The 26,909-nt window shown below is 59.9% G+C and carries 26 protein-coding genes and 1 pseudogene; 6 read left to right on the top strand and 21 right to left on the bottom strand.

Going from position 1 to position 26,909, the window contains the following annotated elements; all coding sequences use genetic code 11:
• Positions 1-146: 146 nt before the first annotated feature.
• The 11 genes and pseudogenes from JFT91_RS30105 to ubiE all read right to left on the bottom strand — a co-directional run bounded on the left by JFT91_RS30105 (position 147) and on the right by ubiE (position 8,671).
• Positions 147-1,019, bottom strand: coding sequence for a methyl-accepting chemotaxis protein (locus JFT91_RS30105; protein ID WP_371262351.1), 873 nt, complete (start codon positions 1,017-1,019; stop codon positions 147-149).
• Positions 1,002-2,063: pseudogene (locus tag JFT91_RS30110) on the bottom strand (methyl-accepting chemotaxis protein); the annotation flags it as partial. The gene JFT91_RS30105 and the pseudogene JFT91_RS30110, both read right to left, overlap by 18 nt.
• Before the next feature lie 260 nt (positions 2,064-2,323).
• Complete coding sequence (locus tag JFT91_RS07915; protein ID WP_201230027.1) at positions 2,324-3,031, bottom strand: 16S rRNA (uracil(1498)-N(3))-methyltransferase; 708 nt, start codon at positions 3,029-3,031, stop codon at positions 2,324-2,326.
• The gene (gene tatC, locus JFT91_RS07920) at positions 3,028-3,825 is read right to left on the bottom strand and encodes a twin-arginine translocase subunit TatC (protein WP_201232017.1); all 798 of its coding nucleotides are present in this window, start codon (positions 3,823-3,825) and stop codon (positions 3,028-3,030) included. Before tatC ends, JFT91_RS07915 begins: the two co-directional genes overlap by 4 nt.
• Positions 3,826-4,081: 256 nt before the next feature.
• Complete coding sequence (gene tatB / locus JFT91_RS07925) at positions 4,082-4,552, bottom strand: Sec-independent protein translocase protein TatB (protein WP_201232018.1); 471 nt, start codon at positions 4,550-4,552, stop codon at positions 4,082-4,084.
• Positions 4,553-4,562: 10 nt separating this feature from the next.
• A complete protein-coding gene (locus JFT91_RS07930; RefSeq protein ID WP_003220847.1) occupies positions 4,563-4,844 on the bottom strand; it encodes a twin-arginine translocase TatA/TatE family subunit in 282 nt (93 codons plus the stop codon).
• 25 nt (positions 4,845-4,869) lie between these two features.
• Positions 4,870-5,202 (bottom strand): phosphoribosyl-ATP diphosphatase, encoded by a 333-nt coding sequence (locus JFT91_RS07935; protein ID WP_003220849.1) that lies wholly within the window; start codon positions 5,200-5,202, stop codon positions 4,870-4,872.
• On the bottom strand, positions 5,195-5,596 hold the full coding sequence (gene hisI, locus JFT91_RS07940; protein ID WP_007909357.1) for a phosphoribosyl-AMP cyclohydrolase: 402 nt from the start codon (positions 5,594-5,596) through the stop codon (positions 5,195-5,197). The genes JFT91_RS07935 and hisI overlap by 8 nt, the downstream gene beginning before the upstream one ends.
• A gap of 80 nt (positions 5,597-5,676) precedes the next feature.
• The gene (gene ubiB / locus JFT91_RS07945) at positions 5,677-7,281 is read right to left on the bottom strand and encodes a ubiquinone biosynthesis regulatory protein kinase UbiB (protein ID WP_201232019.1); all 1,605 of its coding nucleotides are present in this window, start codon (positions 7,279-7,281) and stop codon (positions 5,677-5,679) included.
• Positions 7,278-7,901 carry a ubiquinone biosynthesis accessory factor UbiJ gene (locus JFT91_RS07950; RefSeq protein ID WP_201232020.1) on the bottom strand — a complete coding sequence of 208 codons (624 nt, stop codon included), beginning with the start codon at positions 7,899-7,901 and terminating at the stop codon, positions 7,278-7,280. The genes ubiB and JFT91_RS07950 overlap by 4 nt, the downstream gene beginning before the upstream one ends.
• On the bottom strand, positions 7,901-8,671 hold the full coding sequence (gene ubiE / locus JFT91_RS07955) for a bifunctional demethylmenaquinone methyltransferase/2-methoxy-6-polyprenyl-1,4-benzoquinol methylase UbiE (RefSeq protein ID WP_008080626.1): 771 nt from the start codon (positions 8,669-8,671) through the stop codon (positions 7,901-7,903). Before ubiE ends, JFT91_RS07950 begins: the two co-directional genes overlap by 1 nt.
• A gap of 154 nt (positions 8,672-8,825) precedes the next feature.
• Here ubiE and JFT91_RS07960 point away from each other — a divergent pair, with 154 nt between their 5' ends.
• The 3 genes from JFT91_RS07960 to JFT91_RS07970 all read left to right on the top strand — a co-directional run bounded on the left by JFT91_RS07960 (position 8,826) and on the right by JFT91_RS07970 (position 10,706).
• Positions 8,826-9,101 (top strand): polyhydroxyalkanoic acid system family protein, encoded by a 276-nt coding sequence (locus JFT91_RS07960; RefSeq protein WP_201232021.1) that lies wholly within the window; start codon positions 8,826-8,828, stop codon positions 9,099-9,101.
• 248 nt (positions 9,102-9,349) lie between these two features.
• A complete protein-coding gene (locus tag JFT91_RS07965; protein ID WP_201230041.1) occupies positions 9,350-9,772 on the top strand; it encodes a phasin family protein in 423 nt (140 codons plus the stop codon).
• Between the two features lie 10 nt (positions 9,773-9,782).
• Positions 9,783-10,706: a phasin family protein gene (locus JFT91_RS07970; protein ID WP_201232022.1), complete on the top strand. Its 924-nt coding sequence runs from the start codon at positions 9,783-9,785 to the stop codon at positions 10,704-10,706.
• A gap of 192 nt (positions 10,707-10,898) precedes the next feature.
• Here the strand turns inward: JFT91_RS07970 and JFT91_RS07975 are convergent, their stop codons facing one another.
• From JFT91_RS07975 to JFT91_RS08020, 10 genes are all read right to left on the bottom strand, one after another.
• A complete protein-coding gene (locus JFT91_RS07975) occupies positions 10,899-11,519 on the bottom strand; it encodes a TetR/AcrR family transcriptional regulator (RefSeq protein ID WP_201230043.1) in 621 nt (206 codons plus the stop codon).
• A gap of 30 nt (positions 11,520-11,549) precedes the next feature.
• The gene (phaC, locus tag JFT91_RS07980; RefSeq protein ID WP_201232023.1) at positions 11,550-13,232 is read right to left on the bottom strand and encodes a class II poly(R)-hydroxyalkanoic acid synthase; all 1,683 of its coding nucleotides are present in this window, start codon (positions 13,230-13,232) and stop codon (positions 11,550-11,552) included.
• A gap of 139 nt (positions 13,233-13,371) precedes the next feature.
• Complete coding sequence (gene phaZ / locus JFT91_RS07985; protein ID WP_016984597.1) at positions 13,372-14,226, bottom strand: poly(3-hydroxyalkanoate) depolymerase; 855 nt, start codon at positions 14,224-14,226, stop codon at positions 13,372-13,374.
• A 223-nt stretch (positions 14,227-14,449) separates the two neighbouring features.
• Positions 14,450-16,129 carry a class II poly(R)-hydroxyalkanoic acid synthase gene (gene phaC, locus JFT91_RS07990; RefSeq protein WP_201232024.1) on the bottom strand — a complete coding sequence of 560 codons (1,680 nt, stop codon included), beginning with the start codon at positions 16,127-16,129 and terminating at the stop codon, positions 14,450-14,452.
• A gap of 258 nt (positions 16,130-16,387) precedes the next feature.
• Positions 16,388-16,765 carry a gamma-butyrobetaine hydroxylase family protein gene (locus tag JFT91_RS07995; RefSeq protein ID WP_007909382.1) on the bottom strand — a complete coding sequence of 126 codons (378 nt, stop codon included), beginning with the start codon at positions 16,763-16,765 and terminating at the stop codon, positions 16,388-16,390.
• 126 nt (positions 16,766-16,891) lie between these two features.
• Positions 16,892-18,229, bottom strand: coding sequence for an ATP-dependent protease ATPase subunit HslU (gene hslU / locus JFT91_RS08000; RefSeq protein WP_201230048.1), 1,338 nt, complete (start codon positions 18,227-18,229; stop codon positions 16,892-16,894).
• 49 nt (positions 18,230-18,278) lie between these two features.
• A complete protein-coding gene (gene hslV, locus JFT91_RS08005) occupies positions 18,279-18,815 on the bottom strand; it encodes an ATP-dependent protease subunit HslV (protein ID WP_003220875.1) in 537 nt (178 codons plus the stop codon).
• 289 nt (positions 18,816-19,104) lie between these two features.
• Positions 19,105-19,821: an SPOR domain-containing protein gene (locus JFT91_RS08010; RefSeq protein ID WP_201230050.1), complete on the bottom strand. Its 717-nt coding sequence runs from the start codon at positions 19,819-19,821 to the stop codon at positions 19,105-19,107.
• A gap of 1 nt (position 19,822) precedes the next feature.
• Entirely contained in the window at positions 19,823-21,559 is a 1,737-nt protein-coding gene (gene argS / locus JFT91_RS08015; protein WP_201232025.1) for an arginine--tRNA ligase, read from the bottom strand.
• 213 nt (positions 21,560-21,772) lie between these two features.
• On the bottom strand, positions 21,773-23,992 hold the full coding sequence (locus JFT91_RS08020; RefSeq protein WP_201232026.1) for a primosomal protein N': 2,220 nt from the start codon (positions 23,990-23,992) through the stop codon (positions 21,773-21,775).
• A 289-nt stretch (positions 23,993-24,281) separates the two neighbouring features.
• Here JFT91_RS08020 and rpmE point away from each other — a divergent pair, with 289 nt between their 5' ends.
• From rpmE to JFT91_RS08035, 3 genes are all read left to right on the top strand, one after another.
• A complete protein-coding gene (gene rpmE, locus JFT91_RS08025; protein ID WP_008080648.1) occupies positions 24,282-24,512 on the top strand; it encodes a 50S ribosomal protein L31 in 231 nt (76 codons plus the stop codon).
• 14 nt (positions 24,513-24,526) lie between these two features.
• Complete coding sequence (locus JFT91_RS08030) at positions 24,527-25,327, top strand: thermonuclease family protein (RefSeq protein ID WP_201232027.1); 801 nt, start codon at positions 24,527-24,529, stop codon at positions 25,325-25,327.
• Between the two features lie 183 nt (positions 25,328-25,510).
• Positions 25,511-26,779, top strand: coding sequence for a malic enzyme-like NAD(P)-binding protein (locus JFT91_RS08035; RefSeq protein WP_201147803.1), 1,269 nt, complete (start codon positions 25,511-25,513; stop codon positions 26,777-26,779).
• Positions 26,780-26,909: the final 130 nt, after the last annotated feature.

The following is a 26,909-nucleotide window of genomic DNA, read 5'->3' on the forward strand; positions in this document are numbered from 1 at the left end:
GGGGCCGCTAATCGCGAGCAGGCTCACTCCTACAGTGGTTTTGTGTTGTTGCACAAAAGGTGTAAACACCGCAAAACCTGTGGGAGCGAGCCTGCTCGCGAATCGCATCACCTCGGTCCACAGCGAACCGAGGTGGATGAATCACCTCAAACCTTGAAGCGACCCACCAGCATCTGCAGATGCGTCCCCAGGCGTGCCAGCTCAACGCTCGACGCCGCGGTCTCTTCACTCGCCGCCGACGTCTGATCCGACACATCGCGCACATTCAACACGCTACGGTTGATCTCTTCAGCCACCGCGCTCTGCTGTTCAGCTGCTGCCGCAATCTGCTGGTTCATCGCCTGAATCGCCGACACCGTGCGGGTGATGCTTTCCAGCGAACCGCCGGCGCGACGGGTCAGCTCAACGCTGCTGTCGGTCAGGGTGCGGCTGTTGTCCATGATCGTTGCGACTTGCTGAGTACCGTTTTGCAGGCCGACAATCAGTTCTTCGATCTCTTCGGTGGACTTCTGCGTGCGCTGGGCGAGGCTGCGTACTTCGTCGGCGACTACGGCAAAACCACGTCCGGCTTCACCGGCACGCGCCGCTTCAATCGCCGCGTTGAGGGCCAGCAGGTTGGTTTGCTGGGCCACGGATTTGATCACGTCGAGGACGCTGCCGATCTTGTCGCTTTCGCGTTTCAGTTCGCCCATGGCTTCGGTGGAGTGACCCACTTCAACCGCCAGACGCTCGATCTGCGCGATGGCTTCGCCGACCACTTTGTCGCCTTCGCGGGCCTGCTGGTCAGCGGCCACGGCGGCTTCCGAAGCTTCCTCGGCGTTGCGCGCGACTTCCTGCACGGTCGCGGCCATTTCGTTCATGGCAGTGGCGACCTGGTCGGTCTCGATCTTCTGATTGTTGACCCCGGCGCTGGTCTGCTCGGTCACGGCCGACAGCTCTTCAGCGGCGCTGGCGATCTGCGTAACGCCGTCGCTGATCCCGCCGATCAGCTCGCGCAGACCTTGGGTCATGCTCTGCATCGAGCGTTGCAACTGGCCGAGTTCGTCGCGGCGCAGGGAGACCAGGTTGTGAGTCAGGTCGCCGGCCGCCACGCGTTCAGCGACTTGCAGGGTCTGGTTCAGTGGAATGATGATCTGACGGGTGATCGCCCAAGCCGCCAGAAGGCCAAAAGCTACGGCCAGCAGCGTGGCGATCATCAGCATGTTCTTGGCGTGGGCGGCATCGGTGTCGCGCACGACGGTTTGCGATTCGGTGAGTTTCTTGCTGACGTCGAGCAGGATCTCGCCCTGAGTCGACATGCTTGCCTGAGCCTTGGCAGTGTTGACTTGAGAGTCGCGGAATTGGCTGACCGCCGCACGATAAGCTTTGATCGAATCAGCGGCCTGTTGCAGGTTGGCGATGTGCTGCTCCGGCAGTTTCGATGGCAGGCTTTCGAGGTTTTTCAGCGCATTGTCGATCGCGTCCAGCGCTGGCTGTTCGGCGTCGGCCTTGCCGCTGTAGGTGTAGCCGCGAACCTGGTAGCGCGCCTGTTGCAGCAGTTTGCTCAGCTCGATGACGCTATTGAATTGCGCGACGCTATCGCCCTGCAGCACGGATTTTTCAACTTCGGACACCTTGGCCACAGCGTTGTCGGCACTGGCGCCAAGTTTGCTGCGAGCGTCTTCGCGCTGCACGGTGGCCTGGGTCATGTCAGCGAAGGCGCGTTTGTACTCGGCGACGGCGGCCAGTTGCTGATCGACCATGGCTGCGTCGGACGGTTGCTCGATCAGGCTGCGGGCGGTTTGCAGGCCACTGTCGAGTTTGCTCAGCAGTTCGTTGACCGCGCCCGGGCCTTGTTCGCCACGGCGTGCTTCATAGTCCAGGCGCGCGAGGCGCAGGTCCTTGGTCAGCTCGTTGAGGCTGGAAATGAACCCAAGCTTGTCACCACGGCTGATGATGCCGCTCATGCCGGACCAGCCGGTGAAGGTGATCAACAGCGTCAGCAACAGCACCAGGCCGAAACCAATACCCAGCTTGCGTTTGACGCTGACGTTCCCAAGATTCTCGGCTAACCAACGGTACATGCGACGACTCCCCGACCACTAATTGGACTTATGGGGACTGTATCGGCTGAGTGATGGCAATCTGTAACACCATTTGTCCGGCAGTCCTGAGGCTCGCTGGAATGCTGGACTGCTGGACTGCTGGAACGCTGGAACGCTGGAATGCCGGAACGCTGGACTGTAGGAGCTGCCGCAGGCTGCGATCTTTTGATCTTGCTTTAACAAGACAACATCAAGAGATCGCAGCCTGCGGCAGCTCCTACAGGGGATCGGTGTGACGCTTAGAACAGGCGGGCGAGGAGGGCGGTGACGGCGGTTTCGACGCGCAGGATGCGCTCGCCCAGTTGCACCGGTTGCAGGCCGGATTTGGCCAGCAGGTCGATTTCGTAAGGGATCCAGCCGCCTTCGGGGCCGATGGCCAATGTGACCGGTTCGCTGAGCGCGCGCGGGCACGGCGGATAGTTGCCGGGATGGCCGACCAGGCCGAGGGTACCTTCGGTAATCGCCGGCAGGCGGTCTTCAACAAAAGGCTTGAAGCGCTTCTCGATGATGATTTCTGGCAGCACGGTATCGCGTGCCTGTTCAAGACCGAGGATCAAATTTGCGCGAATCGCTTCCGGTTCAAGAAATGGCGTCTGCCAGAAACTCTTCTCGACTCGGTAGCTGTTGACCAGAATCACCTTGGACACGCCCATGGTTGCCACGGTCTGAAACACCCGGCGGAGCATTTTCGGGCGGGGCAGGGCCAACACGAGAGTAAGCGGCAATTTCGCCGGTGGCGGCTGATCGAGGGTGACGCGCAATTCAGCCTCACCTGCCTCCAGCCGCAGCAACTCCGCCGAGCCCATCAAACCATCGATACGCCCCACACGCAGGCTGTCACCGACTTCCGAACGGTGGACTTCCTGCATGTGCGTCAGGCGACGATCACGCAGCACCACGCGGTCGGCCGCAATGAAATCGGCCTCTTCGAGCAACAGCAGGTTCATGCCTGGGTCGCTGGCGGCTGGTCGTTGTGATCGTCGGCCGGGGTTTCGTCCGGGCGTTCGCGCTTGCTGATCAGGCCACCGAACAGAATGCCGATTTCAAACAGCATCCACATCGGCACAGCCAGCAGCGTCTGCGAAAAGATGTCCGGCGGCGTCAGGATCATGCCGACCACGAAGCAGCCGATGATTACGTACGGGCGGATTTTCTTCAGGTATTTGACGTCGACCACGCCGATCCATACCAGCAGCACTACGGCCACCGGGATTTCAAACGCCACGCCGAAGGCGAAGAACAGCGTCATGACGAAATCGAGGTAGCTGGCGATGTCGGTCATCATTTCCACGCCGGCCGGGGTGGCGGCGGCGAAGAATTTGAAGATCAGCGGGAACACGAAGTAATAGGCGAACGCCATGCCGGTGTAGAACAGCAGGATGCTGGAGACCAGCAGCGGTACAGCGATGCGCTTCTCATGCTTGTACAGGCCCGGCGCGATAAAGCCCCAGATCTGATGCAGGATCACCGGAATCGCCAGAAACAGCGAAACCATCATCGTCAGCTTCAGCGGCGTCAGGAACGGCGACGACACATCGGTGGCGATCATCGTCGCGCCGACTGGCAGGTACTGGCGCAGCGGCGTCGAGACGAAGGTGTAGATCTGCTGGGTGAAGGCGAACAGCCCGGCGAAGATGATGAAGATCGCCGCCACGCAACGCAGCAGACGGGTGCGCAACTCGGTGAGGTGCGAAACCAGCGGCATGTGCTGGTCGTTTTCGGGGAGGCTAGGGCCTGTCATCGGTCATTTCCTGTGTCGCGCCGAGCCCGTATTTGCGCAGGGCAAGGCGCGAGGCGCGTAGTTTGGCGTTTCAAATAAGCAACGAGTAACGCAGCCCTGCGCAAATACGGGCCGGCCCTTCGGGTTGTGCCTGAAAGCGGGCCAGGCTGCGTTGTAGTCCTTGGGAAGGTAAAGCACATTCCCTGCGGACTACGCCTTGCCTGGCCCGCTTTCAGGCGACAACGCGACACAGGAAATGACCGATGACAGGCCCTTGTCATGGGGCTCGCGGCGGCAAAGTAGGATCGTGAGGCGCTGGTGTGATCGGCGCGGCGGTTTGAGCTACGTGTTCAACCGAAGTTTCTGCGGCAACGGGCGACGGTTCTGTCGGCGCTACAACGGCAGCAGGTGCTGTTATTGGAGCAGGTGCAGCAGGCGCGGTTGGCGCATGAATCGTCTGCTGTCCGACATGCTCAACTTCAACCGGCGTCGGCTCTTGCTGAACCGGCTGGAAGATCTTCCGCGCCTCTTGCTCCAGCGACAGAATGTGCTCGTTGTGCAGTTGCCGACGAATCTCGTCGGCACCGATTTCACGTTCAACTTCCTGTTTGATCGCGTTGAAGCTGCGCTTCAGCCGGCCGACCCACAGGCCAGCGGTGCGTGCAGCGCCCGGCAGACGCTCGGGGCCCAGCACCAGCAGGGCAACGAGGCCGACGAGCAGCAGTTCAGAGAAGCTGATACCAAACATTAGTCAGTGCTCACACGTCTTTGCGGATCGGCTCTTCGACTTTCTGCGCCTGCACGTCAATGGTGTGCGGCGGATTGGCCTGAGCGGTGGCTTGCGGCTGAACCGGTGGCACCGGTTGCGCAGGCGTGACGGTTGGATCGGCGGCAGGTTTCTCGTCGTCGTTCATGGCCTTGCGGAAGCCCTTGATCGACTCGCCAACGTCGGTGCCGAGGTTTTTCAGTTTCTTGGTGCCGAACACCAGCACCACGACTACCAGAATGACGATCCAGTGTTTCCAGTCAAAAATGCCCATGTTGCTGTTCCTCTCTAAAAGTTGTTCAGGCGGACGGACGCGAGGCTTTCTCGACGTGTCCGGACAGACCGAAGCGACGATCCAGTTCATCGAGCACAGCCTGCGGATGCTGCCCCAGTTGGGCGAGCATGACCATGCTGTGGAACCACAGGTCGGCGGTCTCGTAGATCACGTCGCTGCAGTCACCGCTGATGGCGGCGTCCTTGGCGGCAATAATGGTTTCGACCGACTCTTCGCCGACTTTCTCCAGAATCTTGTTCAAGCCCTTGTGATACAGACTAGCTACATATGAGCTGTCGGCAGCAGCGCCCTTGCGCTCTTCAAGCACCTGAGCGAGGCGGGTCAGGGTGTCACTCATGTTTGTGTCCTGCGGAATAGATAGCGTGCGGGTCTTTCAGAACCGGGTCGACGGTTTTCCAGTCGCCGTTTTCGAAGACACGGTAAAAGCAGCTTTGACGGCCGGTATGGCAAGCGATGTCGCCGATCTGTTCAACCATCAGGATGATCACGTCGGCGTCACAGTCCAGACGCATCTCATGCAAGGTCTGCACATGGCCGGACTCTTCGCCCTTGCGCCACAGCTTGCCACGGGAACGTGACCAGTAGATTGCACGGTTTTCCGCGGCGGTCAGTTCGAGCGCTTCGCGGTTCATCCAGGCCATCATCAATACACGTCCGGTCTTGTGATCCTGGGCTATCGCCGGCACCAGGCCATCAGCGTCCCATTTGATCTCGTCCAGCCAGTTTTTCATCTTCGACTCCGACAGCGAACCCACACTTCAATAGTCGGGTTCAGGCGTTGAAACAGTGTGCCAGCCGATCACGGAACTGGCTATCGGCGAACGACCAGATACAAGCCGACTGCCACCATGATTCCGGCCGGCCAATGCCCCAATTCGTGCAATGGGCCACCGATGGCGAGGATCACCCCGCCGGCCAGATGCGCGCAACCGAGCAGGCGCAGGAACCAGTCGTCCTTGCGTTTGTGCCACGGTGGCGGCGGGTCGTAGGCATGCGGCTGGGACATGCGTTCGAGCAGGTCACGCGCCATGTTGGCCAGGTGCGGCAGCTGTTCGAACTGGCTCTGCACGTTGCCGAGCAAGGCTTTCGGGCTGACGCGTTCGCGCATCCAGCGTTCGAGGAACGGCTGCGCGGTGTTCCACAGATCCAGATCCGGGTACAACTGGCGGCCGAGGCCTTCGATGTTCAGCAGGGTTTTTTGCAGCAGCACCAGCTGCGGCTGGACTTCCATGTTGAAGCGTCGTGCGGTCTGGAACAGGCGCATCAGCACCTGGCCAAATGAAATATCTTTTAACGGTTTTTCGAAGATCGGCTCGCACACGGTACGGATGGCCGCTTCGAACTCGTTGAGCTTGGTTTCTGCCGGCACCCAGCCCGAATCGATGTGCAATTGCGCCACGCGGCGGTAGTCACGCTTGAAGAACGCGAACAGGTTGCGCGCCAGATAATCCTGGTCTTCCGGGGTCAGGCTGCCGACGATACCGCAGTCGATCGCGATGTACTGCGGGCTCCACGGGTTGACGGTGCTGACGAAGATGTTGCCCGGGTGCATGTCGGCGTGGAAGAAGCTGTCGCGGAACACCTGGGTGAAGAAGATCTCCACGCCGCGCTCGGCGAGCATTTTCATGTCGGTGCGCTGGTCGGCGAGGGTCGCCAGATCGGTGACCTGAATGCCGTAGATGCGCTCCATCACCAGTACTTTCGGCCGGCACCAGTCCCAATAGACCTGCGGCACATAAAGCAGCGGCGAACCTTCGAAATTGCGCTTCAACTGGCTGGCGTTGGCCGCCTCGCGCAGCAGATCGAGTTCGTCGTAAATGGTTTTTTCGTAATCCTGCACCACGTCCACCGGGTGCAGCAGACGCGCGTCGGCCGAAAGTTTTTCAGCGGCGCGGGCGAGGATGAACAGCCACGCCAGATCCTGCGCGATGATCGGTTTCAGGCCCGGGCGGATGACCTTGACCACCACCTCTTCACCGGTTTTCAGCTGCGCGGCATGCACCTGCGCCACCGACGCCGAGGCCAGCGGTTCGACGTCGAAACGGCTGAACACGTCGCTGATCTTCTTGCCCAGCTGTTCTTCGATCAGCTTGATCGACAGCTGCGAATCGAACGGCGGCACGCGATCCTGCAAGCGCATCAGCTCATCGGCGATGTCTTCCGGCAGCAAATCACGGCGGGTCGAAAGAATCTGCCCGAACTTGATGAAAATCGGCCCAAGATCCTGCAACGCCAGACGCAAACGCGCGCCCCGGCTCAGATCCAGCGGCTTGCGCGGGAACCAGCGCCACGGCAGCACATAGCGCAGCGCCAGGAGGAACCAGGGCAGCGGCAGATCGAACAGCAGGTCATCGAGACGGTAGCGGATCACGACGCGCTGGATGCGCAACAGACGGCGGACGGCAAGCAGCTTCATGCGTTATCGCTTGGGTCGAGGGATCGGGAAAGGCGCTCGAAGCGCGCCTCGAGACGTTCCAGATCAAGTTTGATCCGGTCCAGTTCACTGAACCGCGCTTCGGCTTCGCGCTGCCCGACGAGGGTGCGCGATTCTTCAGCGAGGTATTCGGCGAGGTTCTGGTTGAGGCTGGCAAATCCTTGTTGATACCAGCGCGCGCGGCTGCGCAAGTGACCGCCAATCAATTGCGTGGCGACCGGGCCGAGCCAGCGCGAGAGTTCGTACTCCCAGTCCAGCTCAAGATCCTGCAGCACGCCGGCCAGATCCAGCAGCACGCCGCTGTCGCCATCGAGCTCGACTTCCGGGGCGTGCAACACCGCGGTCTTGTCTTTGCTCATGGCCAGTTTGATCAGGCTCGAAGCCGGGGCGCGCAAGGTGCAGTCGACACCGGTTTCCCAGTGGGACGCCAGCATCAAGCCTTCGTCGCTCGGCAAGATGAACAGTTGCAGCGCCGGGCTGCGGCAGTCGACGGCAATCACTTTGCCGGTCAAATGCGCGAGCCGCGGCAGCGCCGTGCTGTCGAGACGCAGCACCCGGTTGAGGCCGAGTTCGACGCTGGCGAGCAGCCCGGTGAGCAGCATCAGGGCTTGATGCCGCGGTGCAGGGCAACGATGCCTGCGGTCATGTTGTGATAGGTCACGCGGTCGAAACCGGCGTCGACCATCATCGACTTCAGGGTTTCCTGATTCGGGTGCATGCGGATCGATTCGGCCAGGTAGCGATAGCTTTCCGAGTCATTGGTGATCAGCTTGCCCATCAGCGGCATGAAAGCGAACGAGTAGGCGTCGTAGGCTTTCGACATCAGCGCATTGGTCGGCTTGGAGAACTCCAGCACCAACAGACGACCACCAGGCTTGAGTACGCGCAGCATCGAGCGCAGTGCGTCTTCCTTGTGCGTCACGTTGCGCAGGCCGAAGGCGATGGTCACGCAGTCGAAATGGTTGTCCGGGAACGGCAGTTTTTCGGCGTCCGCCTGAACGAATTCAACGTTGCCGGCAACACCCAGATCGAGCAGACGGTCGCGACCGACCTTGAGCATCGATTCGTTGATGTCAGCCAAAACCACCTGACCGGTCGGGCCGACCAGATGCGAGAATTTTTTGGTCAGGTCGCCAGTACCGCCGGCGATGTCCAGCACGCGGTTACCGCTGCGCACGCCGGACAGTTCGATCGCGAAACGCTTCCACAGACGGTGCATGCCGCCCGACAGAAGGTCGTTCATCAGGTCGTATTTGGCGGCTACCGAGTGGAAAACCTCAGCGACTTTTTCCGCTTTCTGGCTTTCCGGAACGTTTTTGAAGCCGAAGTGAGTGGTGGGTTCGGCATCGCTGCCTTTGCGCTGATCAGTCATATCGCTGTCACCAAAAGAGAATGCGCGACATTCTAATCCCCAAGCCATGCTTTGTCTTGGAATGGCTAAAGGTAAGATGGGCAACCTTCGGGACGATTTGCCGCAGCGGCGGTCAAGATTTACCGACACCTATTCATCCATCAGGAGTTATTCAATGGCCAAAATCACTGTTGAGCGCGCCCACACCCTGGGCAAGGAAGCTGCCCGCGAGAAGGCTGACAAGCTGGCGCAGAAACTCTCCGAGCAATATGGTCTGGAGCCGCAGTGGTCGGGCGACACCCTCAACCTCAAGCGGTCGGGTGTGAAAGGCGCGGTGCATGTGGCGGACGATTCGATCAAGGTCGACGTCGACCTGGGCCTGATGATGTCGGCCATGAGCGGCATGATCAAAGCCGAAATCGAAAAAGCCCTCGATAAAGCGCTGGTCTGATCGCGATTTTCGGTAACCCGATACCCCCTGTGGGAGCGAGCCTGCTCGCGAAAGCGGTGCGTCAGTCGACTCAAATATTGACTGATACACCGCTTTCGCGAGCAGGCTCGCTCCCACATTTGTTTTGTGGTGCCCTTGCTGTTTATGTCAGTTGTTAGGGTGCCGTTTCTAATTTTTCTGCCTACTTTGTGCCTGAGCCCGACACTTTCGCGGGCAGTTCCTCAAACCTTCTGCGCGTGAGGTGCACCATGGCCAAAGTTATTTTGAAGAAAAAAATCGACGCTTCGACTTCTGCTCTGAGCGACGTCAAATCCTATGCCCGCAAGATCTGGCTGGCAGGCCTGGGTGCCTACGCCAAGGTCGGCCAAGAGGGTAGCGAGTACTTTCAAGAGTTGATCCAGGCTGGTCAAACTGTTGAAAAGAAAGGCAAAAAAGTCGTCACCGAAAAACTCGAAGCGGCCAACGCCGAGATTGATGATGCCAAGAGTGAAGTCAGCTCGTTCAAAGGTCGCGTCGAAGTTCAGCTCGACAAGGTCGAGAAGGCGTTCGACTCCCGTGTAGCAAGCGCCTTGAATCGTATCGGCATTCCGTCTAAACATGACGTTGAGACACTCTCTGCTAAGCTCGATGAGCTGACGGCATTGCTCGAACGCGTCGCGCGTAAATCTTAAGGAGAACGGGATGGCTGGCAAAAAGAACACCGATAAAGAAAGCAGCTCGTGGGTCGGGAAGGTCGAATCCTACTCCCGCAAAATCTGGCTGGCTGGTTTAGGCGTGTACTCGAAGATCGACACTGACGGCAGCAAGCTCTTCGATACATTGGTCAAAGACGGCGAGAAAGCCGAGAAGCTCACCAAGTCGGCAGTCGGCAAAAAAGTCGATGCCGCCAAGGACTCCGCTTCTTCGGCCAAGTCGCGCATCAGCGGCGTGAAAGATCGCGCACTGGGCAAGTGGGACGAGCTGGAAGGGGCTTTCGACAAGCGCCTGAACAGCGCGATTTCGCGCCTGGGTGTACCGAGCCGCAATGAAGTGAAAGCGCTGCACAGCAAGGTGGAAACCTTGACCAAGCAGATCGAAAAACTCACCGGCGAAAAGGCCCGTCCAGTCGCGGCGAAAACCGCAGCGGCCAAGCCTGCAACCAAAACGGCTGCGGCTAAACCAGCAGCCAAAACTGCGGCCAAGCCACTGGTCAAAGCGGCCGCGAAGCCTGCCGCCAAAGCAGCGGCCAAGCCAGCGGCGAAAACCGCAGCCGCCAAGCCAGCAGCTAAAGCAGCGGCCAAACCGGTCGCCGCCAAAGCCGCAGCCAAACCTGCTGCCAAAACTGCAGCGAAGCCAGCTGCAAAACCAGCCGCCAAGCCAGCAGCGAAAACCGCTGCCGCCAAACCTGCTGCGAAGCCTGCCGCGAAACCGGCTGCCGCGAAAAAACCTGCAGTGAAAAAACCGGCCGCGCCGAAAGCCGCTGCGCCAAAACCGGCAGCGCCTGCTGCTGCCAAACCTGCCACTCCGGCAGCTCCGGTCAGCGCGTCGAACTCCGCCGCAGCACCGACTCCGGTGGCCACCCCGACTGCAGCATCGACACCGTCGACGCCAACCAGTCAGTCCTGATTTTTCAGGGCAAAACAAAACGCCCGGCCTGTGAAGGTCGGGCGTTTTTGTTTGTGCAGATAATCTCAAACCACTGCGAATCCCTGTAGGAGTGAGCCTGCTCGCGATAGCTGTCTATCCGTCAAAAGGGTGTCGACTGACAGATCGCTATCGCGAGCAGGCTCACTCCTACAGGGTATGGGTTGGCTCAGATTATTCTTGATCTTCGAGGTACTGCAGGGCCATCCGCTCGGTCGCCACTTTCACCGGCGGTAGCAGGTGCGGCGCCACCAGCATCATGATCTGGTAAACGACCAATCTCACCTCACCCTCGCGATCGAGAATCCGCTGATAGTCCAGCGAAAACAGCAGCGTCATGGTGATCTGCTCGACCAGTTGCCCCAACGCCTGAGTGTCACTGACCAACTGCCCCGACGCCTTCAACCGTGCCAGCAATGAAGCCAGCGTGCGCTTCAACGCGTTGAGCAGATTGCGAATGCCCTTGGCCAGTTTCGGCAACCGTCCAGCCAGGTTCGACAGGTCCTGGAACAGAAACCGGTACTGTGCCAGCCGCTCGACGATCAGGTGCAGGAACAGCCAGTAATCCTCCGGGGCCAACTCGGCATCCGACGGTGGATCAAGCAGCGGCGCCAGTTCATTCTGGAAACGATCGAACAACCCGAGAATCAGCGGTTCCTTGCCGTGGAAGTGGTAGTAGAGGTTGCCGGGGCTGATCCCCATTTCGTTGGCCACCTCCATGGTGGAAACGTTCGGCTCGCCCTTTTCGTTGAACAGTTGCAAAGCACATTCGAGAATCCGGTCGCGGGTTTTCATCCAGTCTTCTTAGAAAAGTTCGGTTAAGCGTCAGCGCACATGCACGTAAGTGCCGGGTGCTGCCTCCATCGGTGGATAGTTCGGGTTGCCGAGGGTCATCTGGGTTTCGTGCTGGGCACCGGAGCGCTGTTGAATCCATTCCAGCCACTGCGGCCACCAACTCCCATCGACGTGTTTGGCGTCGTAGTACCAGGCGCGCGGGTCGCTGCTCATCTTGGCGTTGTCGACGTACGCGGCTTTCGGATTGCTCGGCGGGTTGAGAATGCTCTGCACGTGGCCGCTGTTGGAGAGCACGAAACGCCGCTCGCCACCCAGCAGCAGGGTCGAGCGATACACCGCATCCCATGGCGTGATGTGGTCGTTCATGCCAGCGACGCTGAAGCTGTCGACGGTGACTTTCTGCAAATCAATCGGCGTGCCGCAGACCTCAAGACCGCCGGGGTGGGTCAGCGGGTTGTGCTTGAAGAAGTCCAGCAAGTCACCGTGAAACGCCGCTGGCAGACGCGTGTTGTCGTTGTTCCAGTAGAGGATGTCGAAGGCCGGCGGCTCTTTGCCCAACAGGTAGTTGTTGACGAAGTAACTCCAGATCAAATCGTTGGGGCGCATCCAGGCGAAAACCTTGGCCATGTCGCGACCCTCCAGCACGCCTTTTTGATAAGAGCGGCGCTTGGCGGCTTCAAGGGTTTGTTCATCGGCAAACAGCGTGGCTGAGGTTTCGATCTCGCTGTCGAGCAGGCTGACCAGATAGGTCGCGCTGGAGATCCGCCGCAGTTGCCGCTTGGCCTGCAAATGGCCTTGCAGCGCAGCGATAGTCAGCCCGCCAGCACAGGCGCCCATCAGGTTGACCTCGCGCGCGCCAGTGATCGCGCGGCAGATGTTCATCGCCTCTTCGACCGCCTCGACGTAGGTCGACAGGCCCCACTCGCGTTGGCGCACATCGGGATTGCGCCAACTGATCATGAAGGTCTGCAAGCCGTTCTTCAGCGCGTATTGAACGAAGCTGTTCTGCGGGCTGAGATCGAAAATGTAGTACTTGTTGATTTGCGGCGGCACCACCAGCAGCGGCTTGGCGTACTGCTTTTCGCTCATGGGCTTGTACTGGATCAGCTCCAGCAACTCGTTGCGAAACACCACCGAACCGGTTGTGGTGGCGACGGTTTTGCCGACCTCGAAAGCCTGCTTGGTGACCTGACGGGGCAGGCCGTCGTTGTGCAGCAGGTCGTCGAACAGATGACTGAGGCCGCGCACCAGGCTGTGGCCGCCGGAGTTGAACAGTTCCTTGACCGCCAACGGATTGAGCAGGGTGTTGGACGGCGCCACGGCATCGTTGAGCAGGGTAAAGGCGAAGTGCGCGCGGGCACGGTCGTCCGGGTTCATGTCGCTGTCGTCGATCCAGCTTTTGACCTGTTTCTGCCAGGCCAGATAAGCCTGTAGGCTGCGCCGGTAAAACGGGTTGAGGCTCCATGCCGGATCAGCGAAACGGCTGTCGTTCGGATTGGTCGGGTGCAGGGTTTCACCGAGCAATACACGACCCAACTGGCCGCCGAGTTTCAACGCGTGCTTCGCACTGTGAATCGGGTTACGCAGGCCGTGAGCGGCGACGCTGCGCAGGGTCGAGAGCAGATCCCGGCCACGCAGGCCAGTAATCGCACTTTGTGCGTTGATGAACACGGCGGGGCTGGGCACTACGCCCGTCGCTGGTTTGTCGCGCATGACTCAACACTCCTTCGTCTTCAGGCCAAAAACAAACTCACCGAACCAGAACACCATAGACGCTGTTACACGTTGCTGCCTGCGCGGCGTCCTGCCGCGCACGTTGTACAAAAGCCCTGCATAAAGCCTGCCGCAGCGCTTAGCCGCCCAGCGGGGTCGGGTGCGGGTGCATCACTGCACGCTGCCGTTCCTCCTGGAGAAACTTCATGATGATCGGCGCCACGGCTTCGGCGCGGGTGATCAGGAACAGGTGACCGTCATCGATGATGTGCAACTGCGCGTTGGGAATGCGCCAGGCGAGCATGCGCATGTTGATCAACGGGATCAGCGGGTCGTCGTCGCCGGCCAGCACCAGCGTGGGTTGATGGATCTTGTGCAGCCAGTGAATGCTGGTCCAGCCGAGCCCGGCGAACAGTTGCCAGTAGTAACCGAGCTTGCCGGCCGAACGCACTTTCGCCGCGTGGCTGGCCGCCAGAGTCGGGTCGCGACGGAACGAGCCGCCGTAGATCAGCGGCGCGATCCGGATCACGTGGGACGGCTGGATGTAGCGGCGTGGACTGGCCATCATCCACAGCACTTTCGGTTTGCCCGGCACCATCACTGCACCGGCAGCGGTCGCCGCCAGCACCAGTTTCTTGCAGCGCTCGGGGTAGTCGTAAGCGAACTGTTGCGCCAGCGCACCGCCCCAGGACACGCCGATGACGTTGACCTGGCCGTAGTCGAGGTAATCGAGCATCCGCGAGGTCAGCTTGGCCAGGCCGGGAAAGCGATACGGCCGGTTCGGCGTCGAGGAGCCGCCGACACCGGGGACGTCGAAGGCGATCACTTCCAGATCCGGGTCCAGTGCCGCGACGAACGGAAACACCAGCTCCAGGTTGGCGCCGATGCCGTTGAAAATCAGCAAGGGCGTCAAGTGAGGCTTGCCGGGGCGTACCGCGGTGCGGATGGTTTGACCATCCAGATCGACGGTACGGAATATGAACGGTTGCGGCATGCGTCAGGCCCTGTGAATGTTAAGTACACCCGATTCCGTGTAGGAGTGAGCCTTGTGGCTAGGGGATTTATCCCCGTTGGGCAGCGAAGCGGCCCCAAAACCAGCTGACGCGGTATTTCTGAACAACCGCGTGTGAGGATTTTGCGACTGCTGCGCAGCCCAACGGGGATAAATCCCCTCGCCACAGGTTCACCCCACAATTTGGGGGGTCGAGGTGTGTCAGTTACCGCTCGTGAACGTAAGTGCCCGGCGAGGCTTCACCGGCCGGATACGCCTTGTTGCCCAGTTTCAGTGGGGCCTTTTTCAGGTCGCCTGAACGCTCTGCCTGCCATGCCTGCCAGTGCAGCCACCAGGAGTCGGTGTGCTTGGTCGAGTTCTCTTGCCAGTCATCGGCATTGGCGGCCATCTCTTCGCCGGTCATGTAGCGCGATTTCGGGTTGCCCGGCGGGTTCAGAATGCTCTGTATATGCCCGCTGCTCGACAGCACGAATTCGACCTTGCCACCAAACAACTGCGCCGACTTGTAGCAGGACTTCCATGGGGTGATGTGGTCGTTGGTGCCGGCCAGCGAGAAGATGTCGGACGTGACCTGTTTGAGGTCGATCGGCGTGCCGCACACTTCCAGTGCGTTGGGGCGAATCAGTGGGTTGTTTTTGAACATTTCAATCAGATCGCCGTGGAACGCGGCCGGCAACCGTGTGGTGTCGTTGTTCCAGAACAGGATGTCGAACACCGGCGGCTCGTTGCCGAGCAGGTAGTTGTTGACCCAGTAATTCCAGATCAGGTCATTGGGGCGCATCCACGCGAAGACCTTGGCCATGTCTTTGCCTTCCAGCACGCCGGCCTGATACGAGTGGCGCTTGGCGGTCTCAAGGGTCTGTTCATCGACAAACAGCGCGACGTCGCTGTCCAGCGTCGTGTCGAGCACGCTGACCAGCAGGGTCAGGGCATTGACCTTCTTCTGGCCAAGTGCCGCGTAGTGGCCGAGCAGGGCGGTGCAGGTGATGCCGCCGGAGCAGGCACCGAGCATGTTGATGTCTTTGCTGCCGGTGATCGCGGTGACAACATCGACCGCCTCTTTCAGCGCATCGATATACGTCGACAGGCCCCATTCGCGCTGTGCCTTGGTCGGGTTGCGCCAACTGACAATGAACGTCTGCACGTTGTTGCGCAGGCAGAAGCGCGCCAGGCTCTTGTCCGGGCTTAAGTCGAATACGTAGAACTTGTTGATCTGTGGCGGCACCACCAGCAACGGACGCTCGTGGACTTGCTCGGTGATCGGCTTGTACTGGATCAGCTCCAGCACGTCGTTGCGAAACACCACCGCCCCCTCGGTCACGCCCAGGCTCTTGCCGACCTCGAACGCGCCCATGTTGACCTGGCTCGGCATGCCGCCGTTGTGTACCAGATCCTTGGCCAGATGCGAGAGGCCATCGAGCAGGCTTTTGCCGCCGGTTTCGAAGAAGCGTTTCACCGCTGCCGGGTTGGCGGCGGTGTTGGTCGGGGCCATGGCTTCGGTCATCAGGTTGATGACGAAGTGGCCGCGCGCGATGTCTTTGGGTGACAGGCTGCTGTCGTCGATCCAAGAGTGGAGTTCCTTGCGCCACGCCAGATAAGTTTGCAGATAACGTTTGTAGAGCGGGTTCTGGCTCCACGCAGGGTCGGCGAAGCGACGGTCATCGCCGGCCGGTTGCAGTTCGGATTTGCCGAACAACACGTTCTTCAGTTCGAGGCCGAAATGGGTGACGTGTTTGACACTATGGATCGGTTGTTTGATGGCCTGTTTCAGCACCATACGAGCAGAGGCCAGCAGATCCTTTCCGCGTAGCCCAACGACGGGATTAAGCCCCAGGGTGTTTTCCGAGGCTTGATACTTCAGGTCATCGTTATTCTTGTTACTCATCTACGACGCTCCATTGTCCTGAGACGAGTACCCGGTTTTCTGCTGTGCAGTTCCACAGCCAATGCCAGGTACTACTGCTCGGGTGACCGTTAATTCTGCATAGCTGCTTTACAGTCGTAGAGCACTGCAGGGAACTTGCCAGCTCCATTGGTTACCCGAGTTTAATTTTTTTCGCAAGCAGGCCGATCCTCGGCCATACAGCGGAGCATTCAAACAGATGAATTTAGAAAATGCCCTCTAATGAGCGCAAGGCTCGGGCTAGAGCATCAGCTTGACGACAGACTCATTCGGATCGCGGGTTTTTCCGGCGGCTTTGAGCTCGGCCAGATAATCGGCCCAGAGTGCGTCATAACGTCGCCCCAGCTCGTAGAGATAGTCCCAGGTGAACAGGCCGCTGTCGTGACCGTCGTCGAAGGTCAGTTTCAGTGCGTAGTGACCGGCCGGTTCCAGCTTGCTCAGACCGACGTTGAGCTTGCCGAATTGCAGGATCGGTTTGCCGTGGCCCTGGACCTCGGCGGAGGGGGAGTGCACGCGCAGGAACTCAGCGGGCAGGGTGTACTCCTCGCCGGACGCGTAGGTGAGCGTCAGGGTTTTCGAGGCTTTGTGCAGTTTGATGTCGGTAGGAATAGTAGTCATTGCAGGTCATCCGACTAGATGGAACACCCTGTAGGAGCTGCCGAAGGCTGCGATCTTTTGATCTTGTTTTTTAAAAATCAAAGTCAAAAGATCGCAGCCTGCGGCAGCTCCTACAGGGAAGGTGACCTACAGGATATAACGGGACAGGTCTTCGTTCTGCGCCAATTCGCCGAGGTGGCTGTTGACGTATTCGGCGTTGATCAGAATCGGCTTCTCATCGTGGGTGCTGGCCATATCGCCGGCACTGAACGACACCTCTTCAAGCAGGCGCTCCAGCAAGGTGTGCAAACGACGGGCACCGATGTTCTCGGTCTTCTCGTTGACCTGCCAGGCGATCTCGGCGATGCGCTTGATGCCTTCCGGCTGGAACTCGATGTTCAAACCTTCGGTTTTCAGCAGCGCGCAATATTGCTCGGTGAGCGAGGCATGCGGTTCGCTGAGAATACGCTCGAAGTCCGACGGGGTCAGGGCCTTGAGTTCGACGCGGATCGGCAGGCGACCTTGCAGCTCCGGCACCAGATCGCTTGGCTTGCTCAGGTGGAACGCACCGGACGCGATGAACAGGATGTGGTCAGTCTTGACCATGCCCAGTTTGGTGTTGACGGTGCAGCCTTCGATCAGCGGCAGCAGGTCGCGCTGTACGCCTTCACGGGAGACATCGGCGCCGCCGACGTTGCCACGCTTGGCGACTTTGTCGATCTCGTCGATGAACACGATGCCGTGCTGCTCGACGGCTTCCAGGGCCTTGGCTTTCAGCTCTTCTTCATTGACCAGACGCCCGGCTTCTTCGTCGCGCACCAGCTTCAGCGCTTCTTTGACCTTAAGCTTGCGGGACTTCTTCTTGCCCTTGCCCATGTTGGCGAACAGGGACTGCAACTGGTTGGTCATTTCTTCCATGCCTGGCGGCGTGGCGATCTCGATGCCGGCCACTTCGGCGACTTCGATCTCGATTTCCTTGTCATCCAGCTGACCTTCGCGCAGGCGCTTGCGGAACAGCTGACGGGTATTGGAGTCGCTGCTCGGCGCTTCTTCGTTGCTGAAGCCCATGCGTGCCGGCGGCAGCAGCGCGTCGAGGATACGATCCTCGGCGGCGTCTTCGGCGCGGTGGCGAACCTTGGTCATTTCCTGCTCACGGAGCATCTTGATCGCGGCATCAGCCAGATCACGGATGATCGATTCGACGTCACGGCCGACGTAGCCGACTTCGGTGAACTTGGTCGCTTCGACTTTGATGAACGGTGCGTTGGCCAGTTTAGCCAGACGACGGGCGATCTCGGTTTTGCCGACACCGGTCGGGCCGATCATCAGGATGTTCTTCGGGGTCACTTCAACGCGCAGCTCTTCAGGCAGCTGCATGCGGCGCCAGCGGTTGCGCAGGGCAATCGCGACGGCGCGCTTGGCATCGTCCTGGCCGATGATGTGGCGGTTGAGTTCGTGGACGATTTCGCGGGGAGTCATGGACATAATAATTGGCGGTCCTCAAGCAGAAAAAAGCCGTGGCACAGGGGCCGTATCAGGCTTCTTCAGCGAGATCCTGCTCCTCAATGGTCTGAGTGTGGTTGGTGAATACACAGATGTCGGCGGCGATACCCAAAGCGGTTTCGACGATTTCACGGGCCGACAGATCAGTCTTTTTCAGCAGGGCGCTGGCGGCAGCCTGCGCATAGCCGCCGCCGGAACCCATGGCAATCAGGCCATTTTCGGGTTCGACCACGTCACCGTTACCGGTAATGATCAGGGACGCGTCTTTGTTGGCGACCGCGAGCATGGCTTCGAGTCGGCTCAGGGAACGGTCGGTGCGCCATTCTTTGGCGAGTTCGACGGCGGCACGGATCAGGTGGCCCTGATGTTTCTCAAGCTGGCCTTCGAAACGTTCGAAGAGGGTAAAGGCGTCGGCAGTGGCACCGGCGAAACCGGCGATGACCTGGCCGTGGTACAGGCGACGGACTTTTTTCGCGTTGCCTTTCATCACGGTGTTGCCGAGAGAAACCTGGCCGTCGCCGCCCATGACGACTTTACCGTGGCGGCGGACTGAAACGATGGTGGTCAAGGGAAGAGTCTCCACACAGCTGGGCGAAAGTGCCTTATGCCCATTCATATGGGGGTGCTGGAGAGGATTTCAACCGCAGAGGGCGCAGAGGGACGAACGGCGAATGATGACTGTGGCGAGGGGATTTATCCCCGTTCGGCTGCGAAGCAGTCGCTATTCCAGCATCCACTGGGTGCCTGATGCACCGTAATTGCTGGTTTTAGGGCCGCTTCGCGACCCAGCGGGGATAAATCCCCTCACCACAGGGATTTGTGGGCAACCTCAGGAAGAGGTGCCCACCATCGGTGGATCAGCGGCTTTGGCGTTGTTGTAACAACAGGTTGCTGAAGCCGGCGCCGGCCAGTTGTTTCTGGGCAGTGGTCAGCTGTTCACGGTTGCTGAACGGGCCGACCAGTACGCGGTACCAGGTTTCATCCTTGACCGTGCCGGATTCAACCGCCACCGCCTGGCCGAGCAGAATGATCTGCGCGCGCACCTTGTCGGCATCGGTTTCCTTGCGGAACGAACCGGCCTGGAGGAAGAACTTGGTCACCGGTGCCGCTTTGCTCACGGGTGGTGCTGGCGGCGGGGTAATCCCGGCCAGCGCGGCCTGCGCCCGCGCTGTATCGATCTTCGCCGCTTCTGCTGGTGTCACCGGTGTGGTCGGGATGGCCGGCACTTGCGGCGTCGGCAGGGTTTTCTCCGGCACGGCGTCCGGCGGCACGATCACTTCCGATTCCGGCAGCAGCGTGTAGAAGTCGTACTTCGGCTTCACCGGTTGCGTCGGGCTCGGCGGGGTCTTGTTGGCCTCGGCGATTTTCGACGCTTTCTGCTGTTGCGCTTGTTCGATTTTCTCGCGCTTGACCGTGTCGCTACCCTTGCCCGGCTCCAGCTTCATCAGGAACACGATGAACGCGCCGACCGTCAGGCCGATGGCCATCCATAGCCAACCCGGAATCGGTTGCTTCGCAGGAGCTTGATAACGGCTGGCGCCACGCTTGGGTGCAGGTTTTTTCTTGGCAGCCAACTTACATTTGCTCCAGGACTTTCAGGCCCAACAGCTCCAGGCCTTGTTTAAGGGTGCGACGTGTCAATTCAGTCAGGCGCAGACGGCTTTGCATCTGGTCTGGCGTTTCGGCTTTCAGGATCGGGCAGTTCTCATAGAAACTGGAGAACAGACTGGCCAGATCATAAAGATAGGTGCAGAGAATGTGCGGGGTGCCTTTTTCCGCCACGCCATTCAGAACTTCACCGAATTGTGCCAGTTTGGTGCCTAGTTCTTGTTCAAGTTCGGCTTCAAGGACGATTTGCCCTTGTACTTCGCTGAAGTCCTTTTCCAGCTTGCGGAAAACGCCGGCAGCACGGGTGTAGGCGTAAAGCAGGTAAGGAGCCGTGTTGCCTTCGAAATTCAGCATCAAATCGAAGTTGAAGCTGTAGTCGCTGGCGCGATGCTTGGACAGGTCGGCGTACTTAACCGAGTCGATACCAACGACCTTCGCGATTTCTTTCAGCGCTTCGACTGGCAAGTCCGGATTCTTTTCCTGTACCAGTTTGAAAGCGCGATCTTCTGCTTCGATCAGCAGATCAACGAGTTTCACGGTACCGCCATCACGAGTCTTGAACGGACGGCCATCCGCGCCATTCATGGTGCCGAAGCCCATGTGCTCCATCTCCATCGGATGGGTGACGAAACCGGCCTCGCGCGCCACGGCGAACACTTGCTGGAAGTGCAGGGCCTGACGCTGATCGACGAAGTACAGCGCGCGATCAGCCTTCAGCGTGCCACTGCGGTAGCGCACGGCCGCCAGATCAGTGGTGGCGTACAGGTAGCCGCCGTCAGCCTTGACGATGATCACCGGCAGCGGGTCGCCGTCGGCGTTCTTGAACTCGTCGAGGAACACGCACTGCGCGCCGTTGCTCTCAACGAGCATGCCGGCTGCTTTCAGGTCGTTGACCACGTTGATCAGGTCGTCGTTGTAGGCACTTTCGCCCATCACGTCGGCCATCGTCAGTTTTACGTTGAGCAGTTCGTAGATCTTCTGGCAGTGCGACAGCGAGATGTCCTTGAACTTGGTCCACAGCCCCAGGCACTCGGCATCGCCAGCCTGCAGCTTGACCACCAGGCCGCGGGCGCGGTCGGCGAACTCTTCGGATTCATCGAAACGCTGTTTGGCGGCGCGGTAGAAGTTTTCCAGGTCAGACAGCTCGTCGCTGGTGATCGGGTTTTCCTGCAAATAGGCCATCAGCATGCCGAACTGGGTGCCCCAGTCGCCAACGTGGTTCTGACGGATCACTTCATCGCCGAGGAATTCAAGAACTCGCGCTACACCGTCGCCGATGATGGTCGAGCGCAAGTGGCCGACGTGCATCTCTTTGGCCAGGTTCGGTGCCGACAGGTCGATCACGGTACGCTGCACAGGGCCAGCCTTGCGCACGCCAAGGTGCTCGTCGGCCAAAGCGGCTTCGAGGCGATTGCCCAAAGCCTGGGTGTTCTGGAAAAAATTGATGAAGCCCGGGCCGGCAATTTCAGCCTTGGTGACGTTTTCGTCAGCTGGCAGCGCGGCGATGATTTTTTCCGCCAGATCGCGCGGCTTCATGCCCGCAGGCTTGGCCAGCATCATCGCGATGTTGCTGGCGAAGTCGCCGTGGGTCTTGTCACGAGCGTTCTCCACCTGAATCGCCGGCGACAGGCCTTCAGGCAACACACCTTCGTTGACGAGTTGGGTGAGGGCTTGTTGGATCAGCTGGCGAATGGTGTCTTTCATGGTCTTCTCTTTCGACCGCAAGCGCGGCGGCGCATCGATGCGCGGGTGGAAAAACTGGGCATTATCCGTTGCGAAGACGGGCTTGCCAACCTTAGCAGGCAGCTTATGGATATGTGGTGACATTAAGATCAAAAGATCGCAGCCTTCGGCAGCTCCTACGCAGGGATGTGCATTTTCCTGTAGGAGCTGCCGAAGGCTGCGATCTCTTGATCTTCAATACAAATCGACGGGGTCGACATCCAGCGACCAGCGCACCGCTCGCCCACTTGGCATCTGCTCCAATACCAGCAACCAACTGGCCAGCAACCGGTGCAGCGGCGCCCGCGCCGTCGCCTGCAATAACAACTGCGCACGATAACGCCCGGCCCGTCGCTCCATCGGCGCGGGCACCGGTCCAAGCAATTCAATTCCGCTCAAGTTCTGCTCGACCAGCAAACGCTCGGCTTCGCTGCAAGCCTCATCAAGGAAACCTTCGGCTTGGCCCGGCTTGTGCGCTTCGGCACGCAGCAGCGCCAAATGCGCAAATGGCGGCAGCCCGGCGGCGCGGCGTTCGCTCAATGCCTGCTCGGCAAAGGCGAAGTAACCCTGTTCGGTCAGTTGCACCAACAAAGGGTGGTCGGCGAGGTGAGTCTGAATGATCACCTTGCCCGGTTCTTCCGCGCGCCCGGCCCGTCCGGCGACCTGCACGATCAACTGCGCCATGCGCTCGCTGGCGCGGAAGTCGCCGGAGAACAAACCACCGTCGGCATCGAGGATCGACACCAGCGTGACTCGCGGAAAGTGGTGACCTTTGGCAAGCATCTGCGTGCCGACCAGAATGCACGGCTGGCCCTTCTGAATCGTTGCGAACAACTGATTCATTGCGTCTTTGCGTGAAGTGCTGTCGCGATCGACCCGCAGCACCGGGTAATCCGGGAACAGAATCGACAATCGTTCCTCGGCGCGCTCGGTACCCGCGCCTACCGGGCGCAGATCGACCTTGTTGCACTTCGGGCACTGGCGCGGCACGCGTTCAACGTAGCCGCAATGGTGGCAACGCAATTCGCCATGACGCTGGTGCACCGTCATCCGCGCATCACAACGCGAACACTCGGACATCCAGCCGCAGTCGTGACAGAGCAACGTCGGGGCAAAGCCGCGGCGGTTAAGAAACACCAACACTTGCTGGCCATTGGCGAGGGTCTGGCCGATGGCTTGCTGCATCGGCCCGGAAATACCGCTGTCCAGCGGACGGCTTTTCACATCCAGGCGCAGGAAGCGTGGTTGTTTGGCGCCACCGGCGCGTTCGTTCAGGCGCAGCAGGCCGTACCGACCGGTGTAGGCGTTGTGCAGGCTTTCCAGCGAAGGCGTGGCGGAGCCGAGCACGATCGGGATGTTTTCCTGCCGCGCTCGCACCAGCGCCAGGTCGCGGGCGTGGTAACGCAAACCTTCCTGCTGTTTATAAGAACCGTCGTGCTCCTCGTCGATGATGATCAGCCCGGGGTTTTTCATCGGGGTGAACAGCGCCGAACGGGTGCCGATAATGATGTCGGCTTCGCCATCGCGCGCGGCGAGCCAGGCGTCGAGGCGTTCGCGGTCGTTGACCGCCGAGTGCAGCAGGGCGATGCGCGCATTGAAACGCTGTTCGAAGCGCGCCAGCGTCTGCGGGCCGAGGTTGATCTCGGGGATCAGCACCAGCGCCTGCTTGCCGGCTTCGAGGGTTTCGCGAATCAGCTGCAAATAGACTTCGGTCTTGCCGCTACCGGTGACGCCGGCCAACAGGAAGGCGTGATAGCTGTCGAAACCGGCGCGGATAGCCTCGTAGGCGGCGCGTTGTTCGGTGTTGAGCGGCAGTTCCGGCTGTGCCAGCCAGTGCTCATGGCGCGCCCCCGGGGCGTGGCGACGGATTTCCACTTGCACCAAATTCTTGGCCAGCAGCAGATCGAGACTGTCCTTGCTCAACATCAGTTTGCTCAGTAGCTGATGCGCGACGCCGTGCGGGTGCTGGGCCAGGGTGGCAAGTGCTTCACGCTGACGCGGGGCGCGGGCGACACGCGGATCATCAAGGCTGGCGCCGGGGGTAATCGACCAGAAGCGCTCTTGCCGGGCTTCGGCCAGTTCGCCCTGACGCAACAGCACCGGCAGCGCCCAGCTCAACGTGTCGCCGAGGCTGTGCTGGTAATACTGCGACGTCCACAGGCACAGTTTGAACAGCGTTGGCGGCAGCGGCGGCGTGGCATCGAGCAGCGCCAGCGCCGGTTTGAGTTTCTCGACCGGCACTTCGCTGGTGTCCGTGACCTCGACCAGGATGCCGATCATCTCGCGTCGACCGAACGGCACGCGCAGGCGCATGCCCGGCTGCAATTGCTCGCGCAGCACGCCGGCCGGCGCTCGATAGTCGAACAGGCGGCGCAGAGGCGAGGGCAAGGCAAGGCGCAGAATGGCGTCGGGCACGCGGGGGGATCTCGATCAACAGACGATTAAAAGGACTGCGGACATAACCTGTGGGGGCGAGCCTGCTCGCGAAAGCGCTGTGTCAGGCGACTAAAATGCTGGCTGATAGATCGGCTTCGCGAGCAGGCTCGCTCCCACAGGGACAGTGCAATGGGTCGGGAGCCTAGCAGACGGTCGGTGTCAGCGACAGCTTGCGTGATTGGCAATGTCTGGTAGAATCCGCGGCCTAATTACGTGCGGTATTCAACAATAGTGTTGAGTGGCGGCACGCTAGCCTGAGGAATACACCATGAAAGCCGATATCCATCCAGCATACGAAACCATCGAAGTAACTTGCAGCTGCGGCAACAAGTTCGAAACTCGTTCGAACCTGTGCAAGCCACTGGGTACTGACGTATGCAACGAGTGCCACCCGTTCTACACCGGTAAGCAGAAGACTCTGGATACTGGCGGTCGTGTACAGCGCTTCGCAGACCGTTTCGGCGCTTTCGGCAAGAAAGCTCCAGCTGCTGCAGAGTAAGGTTGAAGGGCCCAATGGGCTTTTCCTTGCTGTTGAAAAAGGCGTCCCTTGCGGGCGCCTTTTTTGTGTCTGCCATTTGGCTTTCCAGCGCGCAGGCCTTCTGTCCGGTGCCTTCCGGGCTGACCAGCGTCGCCGTGCAGCGCGTGGTCGATGGCGACACAGTGCGCCTGAGCGACGGCCGCAGCGTGCGCATGATCGGTCTCAATACGCCTGAACTGGGCAAGCAAGGCCGCAGCGACGAACCGTTCGCGGTGGCAGCGCGCAAACGTCTGCAAGCCTTGGTCGATGCCAGCGGCGGACGTGTCGGTTTGCGCCTCGGCAAGCAAGCCAAAGACCATTACGGGCGTACGCTCGCGCATATCTACAGTGCCGGCGGCGCCAATCTCGAAGCGCAAATGCTCGCCGATGGCCTCGGTTTCCAGGTCGCGGTGGCGCCGAATGTTGATCTTGTTAAGTGTCAGCAAGCCGCCGAAAGCAGCGCGCGACAGGCGGGCCTGGGGCTCTGGCGTCAGTCACCTGTACTGAAAGCGGAGCAGATCCAGCGCTCGGGGTTCGCCGTGGTCCAAGGGCGTGTGAGCAAGGTTCAGCGCAATCGTGGCGGAATCTGGATCGAGTTGCAGGGCTCGCTTGTATTGCGTGTTGCACCCAATCTCGTCGGACAATTTGACCATGTTCCTTTGCAGGCTCTGAAGGGCCGACAAATCGAGGCTCGCGGCTGGATCGTCGATCGTTCGCGGCGCGGCGGATTGAAATCGGATGAATCGCGTTGGCTTTTGCCATTGACCGATCCTTCGATGTTGCAGAGCGCACGCTGAATAAAAATTGTAGACATTTTTTCTGTCGATTGTGAACAGTCAAGCCCTTGTGCGCCGTGGCTCTTGGCCCAAAGTCGTAGGGCAGGGCGCTTGACAGGGGTGACCGCTCAGTCTTGTGGGGACTTTGCGAGGCGCGTATCCTCGCTGACCAGTCTGTCCAACAGTAAAAAGCGGAATGCCAAAATGTCTGATCTGAAAACTGCCGCTCTCGAATATCATGCCAATCCTCGTCCAGGAAAGCTGAGTGTCGAGCTCACCAAGGCCACTGCTACTGCTCGCGACTTGTCGCTGGCCTATAGCCCCGGCGTAGCTGAACCAGTGCGTGAGATCGCTCGCGATCCTGAACTGGCCTACAAATACACCGGCAAGGGCAACCTGGTTGCAGTCATTTCCGATGGCACCGCGATTCTGGGCCTGGGTAACCTCGGCCCACTGGCTTCCAAGCCAGTGATGGAAGGTAAAGGCGTGCTGTTCAAGCGCTTCGCCGGCATCGACGTTTTCGACATCGAAGTCGACTCCGAAAGCCCGCAAGCCTTTATCGACACCGTAAAACGCATTTCCATCACCTTCGGTGGTATCAACCTGGAAGACATCAAGGCGCCTGAGTGCTTTGAAATCGAACGTGCTCTGATCGAGCAGTGCGACATTCCGGTATTCCACGATGACCAGCACGGCACCGCGATCGTGACCGCTGCGGGCATGATCAACGCCCTGGAAATCGCCGGCAAAACCCTGCCAGACGCCAAGATCGTCTGCCTGGGCGCTGGTGCTGCCGCCATCTCCTGCATGAAATTGCTGGTGAGCATGGGCGCACGCATCGAAAACATCTTCATGGTTGACCGTACCGGCGTGATCCACTCCGGCCGTGACGACCTGAACCAGTACAAAGCCGTATTCGCCCACGCCACCGAGAAGCGCAGCCTGGCTGACGCTCTGCAAGGCGCTGACGTGTTCGTCGGTCTGTCCGGCCCGAACCTGCTGAGCGCTGAAGGCCTGCTGTCGATGGCGGCCAACCCGATCGTGTTCGCCTGCTCGAACCCGGATCCGGAAATCTCCCCGGAACTGGCGCACGCCACCCGCAACGACGTGATCATGGCGACGGGCCGTTCGGACTACCCGAACCAGGTCAACAACGTACTGGGCTTCCCATTCATCTTCCGTGGTGCTCTGGACGTTCGTGCCAAGCGCATCAACGAAGAAATGAAAGTGGCTGCCGCCAACGCCCTGCGTGAACTGGCCAAGCTGCCAGTGCCTCAGGACGTGTGCGACGCCTACGGTGGTGCTCCGCTGGAATTCGGTCGTGAGTACATCATTCCGAAGCCAATGGACAAGCGCCTGATCACCCTGATCTCCGACGCTGTGGCCAAAGCCGCGATCGAGACCGGTGTGGCCACCCTGCCGTATCCGAAGAACTACCCGCTGAAAAGCGTGGATGACGTGTTCAACGGCTAAGCCGTTGTAACGCTTCAACCGAAAGCCCCGGCTCGTGAGAGTCGGGGCTTTTTTGTGCCTGAGGGTTTTGCGGTGCCCGTCAGGGCCTCTTCGCGAGCAGGCTCGCTCCCACCTTGAAACACAATCCTCC

This window comes from Pseudomonas sp. TH08 (genome assembly GCF_016651275.1).
In the GTDB taxonomy this organism is placed as follows: Bacteria; Pseudomonadota; Gammaproteobacteria; order Pseudomonadales; family Pseudomonadaceae; genus Aquipseudomonas.